The following is a 12,323-nucleotide window of genomic DNA, read 5'->3' on the forward strand; positions in this document are numbered from 1 at the left end:
TTTCTTTCCCGCCGACTAACATCCTTCCCCCGTCCGTTGTATAGTGACCTCTCTCTTGCGGTTCCATCTGTTCTTGCGAGGTGTTTATGCTTGATGAAAAAAGTTCGAATACCGCGTCTGTCGTGGTGCTATGTACCGCACCGGATGAAGCGACAGCCCAGGATTTAGCCGCCAAAGTGCTGGCGGAAAAACTGGCGGCCTGCGCGACCTTGATCCCCGGCGCTACCTCTCTCTATTACTGGGAAGGTAAGCTGGAGCAAGAATACGAAGTGCAGATGATTTTAAAAACTACCGTATCTCACCAGCAGGCACTGCTGGAATGCCTGAAGTCTCATCATCCATATCAAACCCCGGAACTTCTGGTTTTACCTGTTACACACGGAGACACAGATTACCTCTCATGGCTCAACGCATCTTTACGCTGATCCTGCTACTTTGCAGCACTTCCGTTTTTGCCGGATTATTCGACGCGCCGGGACGTTCACAATTTGTCCCAGCGGATCAAGCCTTTGCTTTTGATTTTCAGCAAAACCAACATGACCTTAATCTGACCTGGCAGATCAAAGACGGTTACTACCTCTACCGTAAACAGATCCGCATTACGCCGGAACACGCGAAAATTGCCGACGTGCAGCTGCCGCAAGGCGTCTGGCATGAAGATGAGTTTTACGGCAAAAGCGAGATTTACCGCGATCGGCTGACGCTTCCCGTAACCATCAACCAGGCGAGTGCGGGAGCGACGTTAACTGTCACCTACCAGGGCTGTGCTGATGCCGGTTTCTGTTATCCGCCAGAAACCAAAACCGTTCCGTTAAGCGAAGTGGTAGCCAACAACGCAGCGTCACAGCCTGTGTCTGTTCCGCAGCAAGAGCAGCACACCGCGCAATTGCCCTTTTCCGCGCTCTGGGCGTTGTTGATCGGTATTGGTATCGCCTTTACGCCATGCGTGCTGCCAATGTACCCACTGATTTCTGGCATCGTGCTGGGTGGTAAACAGCGGCTCTCCACTGCCAGAGCATTGTTGCTGACCTTTATTTATGTGCAGGGGATGGCACTGACTTACACGGCGCTGGGTCTGGTAGTTGCCGCCGCAGGGTTACAGTTCCAGGCGGCGCTACAGCACCCATACGTGCTCATTGGCCTCGCCATCGTCTTTACCTTGCTGGCGATGTCAATGTTTGGCTTGTTTACTCTACAACTCCCCTCTTCGCTGCAAACACGTCTCACGTTGATGAGCAATCGCCAACAGGGCGGCTCACCTGGCGGTGTGTTTGTTATGGGGGCGATTGCCGGACTGATCTGTTCACCATGCACCACCGCACCGCTTAGCGCGATTCTGCTGTATATCGCCCAAAGCGGGAACATGTGGCTGGGCGGCGGCACGCTTTATCTCTATGCGTTGGGCATGGGCCTGCCGCTGATGCTAATTACCGTCTTTGGTAACCGCTTGCTGCCGAAAAGCGGCCCGTGGATGGAACAAGTCAAAACCGCGTTTGGTTTTGTGATCCTCGCACTGCCGGTCTTCCTGCTGGAGCGAGTGATTGGTGATGTATGGGGATTACGCTTGTGGTCGGCGCTGGGTGTCGCATTCTTTGGCTGGGCCTTTATCACCAGCCTACAGGCTAAACGCGGCTGGATGCGCGTGGTGCAAATAATCCTGCTGGCAGCGGCATTGGTTAGCGTGCGCCCACTTCAGGATTGGGCATTTGGTGCGACGCATACCGCGCAAACTCAGACGCATCTCAACTTTACACAAATCAAAACGGTAGATGAGTTAAATCAGGCGCTCGTTGAAGCCAAAGGCAAACCGGTGATGTTAGATCTTTATGCCGACTGGTGCGTCGCCTGTAAAGAGTTTGAGAAATACACCTTCAGCGACCCGCAGGTGCAAAAAGCGTTAGCAGACACGGTCTTACTTCAGGCCAACGTCACGGCCAACGACGCACAAGATGTGGCGCTGTTAAAGCATCTTAATGTCCTTGGCCTACCGACAATTCTCTTTTTTGACGGACAAGGCCAGGAGCATCCACAAGCACGCGTCACGGGCTTTATGGATGCTGAAACCTTCAGCGCACATTTGCGCGATCGCCAACCGTGAACGACACTTGCAGTGGGAAAGACGGAGGAAAATAGCGTGCAACGTGAAGATGTACTGGGAGAAGCCCTGAAATTATTAGAATTACAAGGGATTGCCAACACCACGCTGGAGATGGTTGCTGAACGTGTGGATTATCCACTGGACGAGCTACGCCGCTTCTGGCCAGACAAAGAGGCAATCCTCTACGATGCGCTGCGTTATCTTAGCCAACAGATAGATGTCTGGCGTCGTCAGCTGATGCTGGACGAAACGCAAACCGCCGAACAAAAGCTGCTGGCACGTTATCAGGCGTTATCGGAGTGCGTTAAAAACAACCGCTATCCGGGCTGTCTATTTATCGCTGCCTGTACGTTTTATCCCGATCCTGGCCACCCTATTCATCAACTGGCCGATCAGCAAAAAAGCGCGGCCTACGATTTCACCCACGAACTGTTAACCACACTGGAAGTTGACGATCCGGCGATGGTAGCAAAGCAGATGGAACTGGTGCTGGAAGGCTGTTTAAGCCGAATGCTGGTGAATCGTAGCCAGGCGGATGTCGACACTGCACATCGGCTGGCGGAAGATATCCTGCGCTTCGCCCGCTGCCGCCAGGGTGGTGCATTGACCTGACAGAAACACAGAAAAGAAGCGATTTGCCGCAATCTTAAGCAGTTGAATCGCTTTTACTGAAATTAGGTTGACGAGATGTGCAGATTACGGTTTAATGCGCCCCGTTGCCCGGATAGCTCAGTCGGTAGAGCAGGGGATTGAAAATCCCCGTGTCCTTGGTTCGATTCCGAGTCCGGGCACCAAATTCATATAAACGGACCTCCACGGAGGTCCGTTTTTCGTTTCAGGACGCCACGATTTAAGCGTTCTGCCTCCAAATCAATTCTCCCGAACTCAACCAGATTCTCCCCACATCACCAGCAATTTGCGGGCATATCCCAATTCGGGAAAATTTGTTCCTGAGCGATAGCACTAACTGACGTGAAATGTCGTGCGGCCCCGTGATGTTGTTGAACGTCAAATGACGTCATCAGGAGCGTAACGCATCCATAAAGCACAACACCGGTCTGAACGCCGACTGATGAGATTTTCTGAATGAGAACAAAGAGAAATGTATCAGTCCGCTTGCTCATGCAAAGACTAACAATCCATTAAAATAGTAAGCGCTCCGGACAATTTTCCATGGATTATTTTCTGAACATTTTTCTTTGGCAAAGATGATGAATTTTGATGGTAAGGAATATTACTTCTGGTTCTCAGTAAAATCCTTTCTTAATACCATGTAATCAAGAAGTTTATGGCTGGTAAAAATAACGTCTTGCATTCACCAATAATATGTAAATAAACCCATCTATAGATGGTAAAAATAGGTTGTGGCAATTATCATTGCATCATTCCCTTTTCGAATGAGTTTCTATTATGCAACAACCTGTAGTTCGCGTTGGCGAATGGCTTGTTACTCCGTCCATAAACCAAATTAGCCGCAATGGGCGTCAACTTACCCTTGAGCCGAGATTAATCGATCTTCTGGTTTTCTTTGCTCAACACAGTGGCGAAGTACTTAGCAGGGATGAACTTATCGATAATGTCTGGAAGAGAAGTATTGTCACCAATCACGTTGTGACGCAGAGTATCTCAGAACTACGTAAGTCATTAAAAGATAATGATGAAGATAGTCCTGTCTATATCGCTACTGTACCAAAGCGCGGCTATAAATTAATGGTGCCGGTTATCTGGTACAGCGAAGAAGAGGGAGAGGAAATAATGCTATCTTCGCCTCCCCCTATACCAGAGGCGGTTCCTGCCACAGATTCTCCCTCCCACAGTCTTAACATTCAAAACACCGCAACGCCACCTGAACAATCCCCAGTTAAAAGCAAACGATTCACTACCTTTTGGGTATGGTTTTTTTTCCTGTTGTCGTTAGGTATCTGTGTAGCACTGGTCGCGTTTTCAAGTCTTGATACACGTCTTCCGATGAGCAAATCGCGTATTTTGCTCAATCCACGCGATATTGACATTAATATGGTAAATAAAAGTTGTAACAGCTGGAGTTCCCCGTATCAGCTCTCTTACGCGATAGGCGTGGGTGATTTGGTGGCGACATCACTTAACACCTTCTCCACCTTTATGGTGCATGACAAAATCAACTACAACATTGATGAACCGAGCAGTTCCGGTAAAACATTATCTATTGCGTTTGTTAATCAGCGCCAATACCGTGCTCAACAATGCTTTATGTCGATAAAATTGGTAGACAATGCAGATGGTTCAACCATGCTGGATAAACGTTATGTCATCACTAACGGTAATCAGCTGGCGATTCAAAATGATTTACTGGAGAGTTTATCAAAAGCGTTAAACCAACCGTGGCCACAACGAATGCAGGAGACGCTCCAGCAAATTTTGCCTCATCGTGGTGCGTTATTAACTAATTTTTATCAGGCACATGATTATTTACTGCATGGCGATGATAAATCATTGAACCGTGCCAGTGAATTATTAGGTGAGATTGTTCAATCATCCCCAGAATTTACCTACGCGAGAGCAGAAAAAGCATTAGTTGATATCGTGCGCCATTCTCAACATCCTTTAGATGAAAAACAATTAGCAGCACTGAACACAGAAATAGATAACATTGTTACACTACCGGAATTGAATAACCTGTCCATTATATATCAAATAAAAGCGGTCAGTGCTCTGGTAAAAGGTAAAACAGATGAGTCTTACCAGGCGATAAATACTGGCATTGATCTTGAAATGTCCTGGCTAAATTATGTATTGCTTGGCAAGGTTTATGAAATGAAGGGGATGAACCGGGAAGCGGCTGATGCATATCTCACCGCCTTTAATTTACGCCCAGGGGCAAACACCCTTTACTGGATTGAAAATGGTATATTCCAGACTTCTGTTCCTTATGTTGTACCTTATCTCGACAAATTTCTCGCTTCAGAATAAGTAACTCCCGGGTTGATTTATGCTCGGCAATATTTGTTGTTGAGTTTTTGTATGTTACTGTTGGTATAATATGTTGCGGCAATTTATTTGCCGCATAATTTTTATTACATAAATTTAACCAGAGAATGCCCCGCAATTTATTGTAAACATTGAATGTTTATCTTTTCATGATATCAACTTGCGATCCTGATGTGTTAATAAAAAACCTCAAGTTCTCACTTACAGAAACTTTTGTGTTATTTCACCTAATCTTTAGGATTAATCCTTTTTTCGTGAGTATTCTTAGCGCCAGTTTGGTCTGGTCAGGAAATAGTTATACATCATGACCCGGACTCCAAATTCAAAAATGAAATTAGGAGAAGAGCATGAGTTCTGCCAAGAAGATCGGGCTATTTGCCTGTACCGGTGTTGTTGCCGGTAATATGATGGGGAGCGGTATTGCATTATTACCTGCGAACCTAGCAAGTATCGGTGGTATTGCTATCTGGGGTTGGATTATCTCTATTATTGGTGCAATGTCGCTGGCGTATGTATATGCCCGACTGGCAACAAAAAACCCGCAACAAGGTGGCCCAATTGCTTATGCCGGAGAAATTTCCCCTGCATTTGGTTTTCAGACAGGTGTTCTTTATTACCATGCTAACTGGATTGGTAACCTGGCGATTGGTATTACCGCTGTATCTTATCTTTCCACCTTCTTCCCAGTATTAAATGATCCTGTTCCGGCGGGTATCGCCTGTATTGCTATCGTCTGGGTATTTACCTTTGTAAATATGCTCGGCGGTACCTGGGTAAGCCGTTTAACCACTATTGGTCTGGTGCTGGTTCTTATTCCTGTGGTGATGACTGCTATTGTTGGCTGGCATTGGTTTGATGCGGCAACTTATGCAGCTAACTGGAATACTGCGGATACCACTGATGGTCATGCGATCATTAAAAGTATTCTGCTCTGCCTGTGGGCCTTCGTGGGTGTTGAATCCGCAGCAGTAAGTACTGGTATGGTTAAAAACCCGAAACGTACCGTTCCGCTGGCAACCATGCTGGGTACTGGTTTAGCAGGTATTGTTTACATCGCTGCGACTCAGGTGCTTTCCGGTATGTATCCATCTTCTGTAATGGCAGCTTCCGGTGCTCCGTTTGCAATCAGTGCTTCAACCATCCTCGGTAACTGGGCTGCGCCGCTGGTTTCTGCATTCACCGCCTTTGCGTGCCTGACTTCTCTGGGCTCCTGGATGATGTTGGTAGGCCAGGCAGGTGTACGTGCCGCTAACGACGGTAACTTCCCGAAAGTTTATGGTGAAGTCGACAGCAACGGTATTCCGAAAAAAGGTCTGCTGCTGGCTGCAGTGAAAATGACTGCCCTGATGATCCTCATCACTCTGATGAACTCTGCCGGTGGTAAAGCATCTGACCTGTTCGGTGAACTGACCGGTATCGCAGTACTGCTGACTATGCTGCCGTACTTCTACTCTTGCGTTGACCTGATTCGTTTTGAAGGCGTTAACATCCGCAACTTTGTCAGCCTGATCTGCTCTGTACTGGGTTGCGTGTTCTGCTTCATCGCGCTGATGGGCGCAAGCTCCTTCGAGCTGGCAGGTACCTTCATCGTCAGCCTGATTATCCTGATGTTCTACGCTCGCAAAATGCACGAGCGCCAGAGCCACTCAATGGATAACCACACCGCGTCTAACGCACATTAATTAAAAGTATTTTCCGAGGCTCCTCCTTTCATTTTGTCCCATGTGTTGGGAGGGGCCTTTTTTACCTGGAGATATGACTATGAACGTTATTGCAATATTGAATCACATGGGGGTTTATTTTAAAGAAGAACCCATCCGTGAACTTCATCGCGCGCTTGAACGTCTGAACTTCCAGATTGTTTACCCGAACGACCGTGACGACTTATTAAAACTGATCGAAAACAATGCGCGTCTGTGCGGCGTTATTTTTGACTGGGATAAATATAATCTCGAGCTGTGCGAAGAAATTAGCAAAATGAACGAGAACCTGCCGTTGTACGCGTTCGCTAATACGTATTCCACTCTCGATGTAAGCCTGAATGACCTGCGTTTACAGATTAGCTTCTTTGAATATGCGCTGGGTGCTGCTGAAGATATTGCTAATAAGATCAAGCAGACCACTGACGAATATATCAACACTATTCTGCCTCCGCTGACTAAAGCACTGTTTAAATATGTTCGTGAAGGTAAATATACTTTCTGTACTCCTGGTCACATGGGCGGTACTGCATTCCAGAAAAGCCCGGTAGGTAGCCTGTTCTATGATTTCTTTGGTCCGAATACCATGAAATCTGATATTTCCATTTCAGTATCTGAACTGGGTTCTCTGCTGGATCACAGTGGTCCACACAAAGAAGCAGAACAGTATATCGCTCGCGTCTTTAACGCAGACCGCAGCTACATGGTGACCAACGGTACTTCCACTGCGAACAAAATTGTTGGTATGTACTCTGCTCCGGCAGGCAGCACCATTCTGATTGACCGTAACTGCCACAAATCGCTGACCCACCTGATGATGATGAGCGATGTTACGCCAATCTATTTCCGCCCGACCCGTAACGCTTACGGTATTCTTGGTGGTATCCCACAGAGTGAATTCCAGCACGCTACCATTGCTAAGCGCGTGAAAGAAACACCAAACGCAACCTGGCCGGTACATGCTGTAATTACCAACTCTACCTATGATGGTCTGCTGTACAACACCGACTTCATCAAGAAAACACTGGATGTGAAATCCATCCACTTTGACTCCGCGTGGGTGCCTTACACCAACTTCTCACCGATTTACGAAGGTAAATGCGGTATGAGCGGTGGCCGTGTAGAAGGGAAAGTGATTTACGAAACCCAGTCCACTCACAAACTGCTGGCGGCGTTCTCTCAGGCTTCCATGATCCACGTTAAAGGTGACGTAAACGAAGAAACCTTTAACGAAGCCTACATGATGCACACCACCACTTCTCCGCACTACGGTATCGTGGCGTCCACTGAAACCGCTGCGGCGATGATGAAGGGTAATGCTGGTAAGCGTCTGATCAACGGTTCCATTGAACGTGCGATCAAATTCCGTAAAGAGATCAAACGTCTGAGAACGGAATCTGATGGCTGGTTCTTTGATGTTTGGCAGCCGGATCATATCGATACGACTGAATGCTGGCCGCTGCGTTCTGACAGCACCTGGCACGGCTTCAAAAACATCGATAACGAGCACATGTATCTTGACCCGATCAAAGTCACCCTGCTGACTCCGGGGATGGAAAAAGACGGCACCATGAGCGACTTTGGTATTCCGGCCAGCATCGTGGCGAAATACCTCGACGAACATGGCATCGTTGTTGAGAAAACCGGTCCGTATAACCTGCTGTTCCTGTTCAGCATCGGTATCGATAAGACCAAAGCACTGAGCCTGCTGCGTGCTCTGACTGACTTCAAACGTGCGTTCGACCTGAACCTGCGTGTGAAAAACATGCTGCCGTCTCTGTATCGTGAAGATCCTGAATTCTATGAAAACATGCGTATTCAGGAACTGGCTCAAAATATCCACAAACTGATTGTTCACCACAATCTGCCGGATCTGATGTATCGCGCATTTGAAGTGCTGCCGACGATGGTAATGACTCCGTATGCTGCGTTCCAGAAAGAGCTGCACGGTATGACCGAAGAAGTTTACCTCGACGAAATGGTAGGTCGTATTAACGCCAATATGATCCTTCCGTATCCGCCGGGAGTTCCTCTGGTAATGCCGGGTGAAATGATCACCGAAGAAAGCCGTCCGGTTCTGGAGTTCCTGCAGATGCTGTGTGAAATCGGCGCTCACTATCCGGGCTTTGAAACCGATATTCACGGTGCATACCGTCAGGCTGATGGCCGCTATACCGTTAAGGTATTGAAAGAAGAAAGCAAAAAATAATTAGCTCGTACAAGGGAAGTGGCTTGCCACTTCCCTTTTTTGCTCATAAGGAGAACACATGAAAACACCCTCACAGCCGCGCGCGATATACTATATCGTGGCGATCCAAATCTGGGAGTACTTCAGTTTTTACGGCATGCGTGCCTTACTCATTCTCTATCTCACCCATCAGCTTGGTTTTGATGATAACCATGCCATCAGCCTGTTCAGCGCATATGCTTCTCTGGTTTACGTTACCCCTATTCTCGGCGGCTGGCTTGCCGACCGCCTGCTCGGCAACCGCACTGCAGTGATTGCCGGCGCGCTGTTAATGACCCTTGGCCATGTGGTGCTGGGTATTGATACAAATTCAACCTTTAGCCTGTATCTGGCGCTGGCAATCATTATTTGTGGCTACGGTTTATTCAAATCAAACATCAGCTGTTTGCTTGGCGAGCTCTACGACGAGAACGATCATCGACGTGATGGCGGTTTTTCGCTGCTGTATGCTGCGGGCAATATCGGTTCTATCGCCGCCCCAATCGCCTGCGGCCTGGCTGCTCAGTGGTATGGATGGCATGTTGGCTTTGCCCTTGCGGGTGGCGGCATGTTTATCGGTTTGTTGATTTTCTTAAGCGGGCATCGTCATTTCCAGTCCACGCGTAGTATGGATAAAAAAGCGCTCACTAGCGTGAAATTTGCCTTACCGGTATGGAGCTGGTTAGTGGTGATGCTCTGTTTAGCCCCAGTATTTTTTACCCTGCTGCTGGAGAACGACTGGTCCGGATATTTGCTGGCGATCGTTTGCCTCATTGCCGCACAAATCATTGCCCGCATGATGGTCAAATTCCCCGAACACCGCCGTGCTCTTTGGCAAATTGTATTGTTGATGTTTGTCGGGACATTGTTCTGGGTACTGGCACAACAGGGCGGCAGTACCATCAGCTTGTTTATCGATCGCTTTGTGAATCGTCAGGCATTCAATATTGAAGTACCTACAGCACTATTCCAGTCGGTGAATGCAATTGCGGTGATGCTCGCTGGGGTTGTACTGGCCTGGCTGGCGTCGCCAGAAAGCCGCGGCAACTCAACATTGCGCGTCTGGCTGAAGTTTGCCTTTGGCTTACTGCTGATGGCTTGTGGCTTTATGTTGTTGGCATTTGATGCCCGACATGCAGCGGCTGACGGTCAAGCGTCAATGGGCGTGATGATATCCGGGTTGGCGCTAATGGGCTTTGCCGAACTCTTTATTGACCCGGTGGCGATTGCGCAAATCACGCGTCTGAAAATGTCTGGCGTATTAACCGGGATTTATATGCTGGCAACAGGCGCGGTCGCCAACTGGCTGGCAGGCGTAGTGGCACAGCAGACGACAGAGTCGCAAATTAGCGGTATGGCAATTGCAGCTTACCAGCGATTCTTTTCTCAGATGGGAGAGTGGACGTTGGCTTGTGTCGCGATCATCGTCGTATTGGCCTTTGCTACCCGTTTTCTGTTTAGCACGCCGACGAATATGATACAGGAGAGTAACGATTAACTGTCGTAAAAACAATTGGTTATGAATAAATTAACTTTCAGTTTATCACACTAGTAAATCGAGATTAATAAGTCATTTAAACCATTTTGATGGTTATTTATTAGTGATATCAACTTGAGGTAAGCGTTAGTTTCGATAAGATAAACTGAGTTATTAATAGTCGAGGCAGATAATACAGTGTACCGATCTGTCTCTTTATCTACGCTAAATTGAAAGCTGGATTTAGAGGAACCAAAATGTCTGAACAAGAAACACGGGGAGCCAATGAGGCTATTGATTTTAACGATGAACTGAGAAATCGCCGCGAAAAACTGGCGGCACTACGTCAGCAAGGTGTGGCGTTTCCCAATGATTTTCGCCGCGACCATACCTCTGACCAGTTGCACGAAGAGTTTGATGCGAAGGATAACCAGGAACTGGAATCCTTAAACATTGAAGTCTCGGTTGCTGGCCGAATGATGACCCGTCGTATCATGGGGAAAGCCTCCTTTGTAACGTTGCAGGATGTCGGTGGCCGTATTCAACTGTACGTTGCACGAGATAGCCTGCCAGAAGGTGTTTATAACGATCAGTTTAAAAAATGGGATCTGGGTGACATTATCGGTGCCCGCGGTACGCTGTTTAAGACGCAAACGGGTGAGCTTTCCATTCACTGTACTGAGCTGCGCCTGCTGACTAAAGCACTACGTCCTTTACCAGATAAATTCCATGGTCTGCAGGATCAGGAAGTCCGTTATCGTCAACGTTATCTGGACCTCATCGCTAACGATAAATCCCGTCAAACGTTTGTTGTCCGTTCAAAAATTCTGGCCGCTATCCGTCAATTCATGGTCGCGCGCGGCTTTATGGAAGTAGAAACCCCGATGATGCAGGTAATTCCAGGTGGGGCATCTGCTCGCCCGTTTATTACCCATCATAATGCTCTGGATTTAGATATGTATCTGCGTATCGCGCCGGAGCTGTATCTGAAACGTCTGGTTGTAGGCGGTTTTGAACGGGTATTCGAAATCAACCGTAACTTCCGTAATGAAGGTATTTCTGTTCGCCATAATCCTGAGTTCACAATGATGGAACTCTACATGGCGTATGCGGATTACCACGATTTGATTGAACTGACAGAGTCACTGTTCCGCACCCTGGCACAAGAGGTTCTGGGTACCACTAAAGTCACTTATGGCGAGCATGTGTTTGATTTCGGCAAACCGTTTGAAAAACTCACCATGCGCGAAGCAATCAAAAAATATCGTCCAGAAACCGATATGGCCGACCTGGATAATTTTGATGCTGCTAAAGCATTAGCTGAATCTATCGGTATTACGGTAGAGAAAAGCTGGGGGTTGGGACGTATTGTCACAGAGATCTTTGATGAAGTGGCAGAAGCACATCTGATTCAGCCAACCTTTATTACGGAATATCCGGCAGAAGTGTCCCCGCTGGCACGCCGTAATGATGTTAACCCGGAAATCACCGACCGTTTTGAATTCTTCATCGGTGGTCGTGAAATCGGTAATGGTTTTAGCGAATTAAACGACGCAGAAGATCAGGCTGAACGTTTCCAGGAACAGGTTAATGCTAAAGCTGCAGGTGACGACGAAGCCATGTTCTATGACGAAGATTACGTGACTGCGCTGGAATATGGTCTGCCGCCAACCGCTGGTCTGGGTATTGGTATCGACCGAATGATTATGCTGTTTACTAACAGCCATACTATTCGCGACGTTATTCTCTTCCCGGCGATGCGCCCACAGAAATAAATTTCACTTTAATGAACGAAGCAGTCAGGCGACTGCTTCGTTCATCGTTCCGCAAATCCAGTTTTGAGGAGAGACGCTT

The 12,323-nt window shown here is 47.7% G+C and carries 8 protein-coding genes, 1 tRNA gene and 1 pseudogene; all 10 read left to right on the forward strand.

Annotation, left to right across the window (positions count from 1 at the left end; translation table 11 throughout):
* The first annotated feature begins 86 nt into the window (after positions 1–86).
* The gene (gene cutA / locus AB4H76_RS20935) at positions 87–425 is read left to right on the forward strand and encodes a divalent cation tolerance protein CutA (RefSeq protein ID WP_000883400.1); all 339 of its coding nucleotides are present in this window, start codon (positions 87–89) and stop codon (positions 423–425) included.
* Entirely contained in the window at positions 401–2,098 is a 1,698-nt protein-coding gene (dsbD, locus tag AB4H76_RS20940) for a protein-disulfide reductase DsbD (RefSeq protein WP_000068928.1), read from the forward strand. The genes cutA and dsbD overlap by 25 nt, the downstream gene beginning before the upstream one ends.
* Before the next feature lie 36 nt (positions 2,099–2,134).
* Positions 2,135–2,710 (forward strand): transcriptional regulator, encoded by a 576-nt coding sequence (locus tag AB4H76_RS20945; RefSeq protein ID WP_001188520.1) that lies wholly within the window; start codon positions 2,135–2,137, stop codon positions 2,708–2,710.
* 106 nt (positions 2,711–2,816) lie between these two features.
* Positions 2,817–2,892 (forward strand) — tRNA-Phe (locus AB4H76_RS20950).
* A gap of 197 nt (positions 2,893–3,089) precedes the next feature.
* Positions 3,090–3,249 (forward strand): annotated as a pseudogene (locus AB4H76_RS20955) (integrase); the annotation flags it as partial.
* A gap of 259 nt (positions 3,250–3,508) precedes the next feature.
* Positions 3,509–5,047: a lysine decarboxylation/transport transcriptional activator CadC gene (gene cadC, locus AB4H76_RS20960; protein ID WP_001187177.1), complete on the forward strand. Its 1,539-nt coding sequence runs from the start codon at positions 3,509–3,511 to the stop codon at positions 5,045–5,047.
* A 365-nt stretch (positions 5,048–5,412) separates the two neighbouring features.
* Positions 5,413–6,747 carry a cadaverine/lysine antiporter gene (gene cadB / locus AB4H76_RS20965; RefSeq protein WP_000092909.1) on the forward strand — a complete coding sequence of 445 codons (1,335 nt, stop codon included), beginning with the start codon at positions 5,413–5,415 and terminating at the stop codon, positions 6,745–6,747.
* A 79-nt stretch (positions 6,748–6,826) separates the two neighbouring features.
* The gene (gene cadA, locus AB4H76_RS20970; RefSeq protein ID WP_001295383.1) at positions 6,827–8,974 is read left to right on the forward strand and encodes a lysine decarboxylase CadA; all 2,148 of its coding nucleotides are present in this window, start codon (positions 6,827–6,829) and stop codon (positions 8,972–8,974) included.
* A gap of 58 nt (positions 8,975–9,032) precedes the next feature.
* Entirely contained in the window at positions 9,033–10,490 is a 1,458-nt protein-coding gene (gene dtpC / locus AB4H76_RS20975) for a dipeptide/tripeptide permease DtpC (RefSeq protein WP_000856841.1), read from the forward strand.
* A gap of 236 nt (positions 10,491–10,726) precedes the next feature.
* On the forward strand, positions 10,727–12,244 hold the full coding sequence (lysS, locus tag AB4H76_RS20980; RefSeq protein ID WP_001295074.1) for a lysine--tRNA ligase: 1,518 nt from the start codon (positions 10,727–10,729) through the stop codon (positions 12,242–12,244).
* The last annotated feature ends 79 nt before the right edge of the window (positions 12,245–12,323 follow it).

It is taken from the genome of Escherichia sp. UTM R2, from assembly GCF_048593455.1.
Lineage (GTDB): Bacteria > Pseudomonadota > Gammaproteobacteria > Enterobacterales > Enterobacteriaceae > Escherichia > Escherichia coli.

What these genes read in the sequence shown, in the direction of transcription:
- cutA (WP_000883400.1), top strand. Translation starts at nt 87, where the DNA reads ATGCTTGATGAAAAAAGTTCGAATACCGCGTCTGTCGTGGTGCTATGT.
- dsbD (WP_000068928.1), top strand. Translation starts at nt 401, where the DNA reads ATGGCTCAACGCATCTTTACGCTGATCCTGCTACTTTGCAGCACTTCC.
- cadC (WP_001187177.1), top strand. Translation starts at nt 3,509, where the DNA reads ATGCAACAACCTGTAGTTCGCGTTGGCGAATGGCTTGTTACTCCGTCC.
- cadB (WP_000092909.1), top strand. Translation starts at nt 5,413, where the DNA reads ATGAGTTCTGCCAAGAAGATCGGGCTATTTGCCTGTACCGGTGTTGTT.
- cadA (WP_001295383.1), top strand. Translation starts at nt 6,827, where the DNA reads ATGAACGTTATTGCAATATTGAATCACATGGGGGTTTATTTTAAAGAA.
- dtpC (WP_000856841.1), top strand. Translation starts at nt 9,033, where the DNA reads ATGAAAACACCCTCACAGCCGCGCGCGATATACTATATCGTGGCGATC.
- lysS (WP_001295074.1), top strand. Translation starts at nt 10,727, where the DNA reads ATGTCTGAACAAGAAACACGGGGAGCCAATGAGGCTATTGATTTTAAC.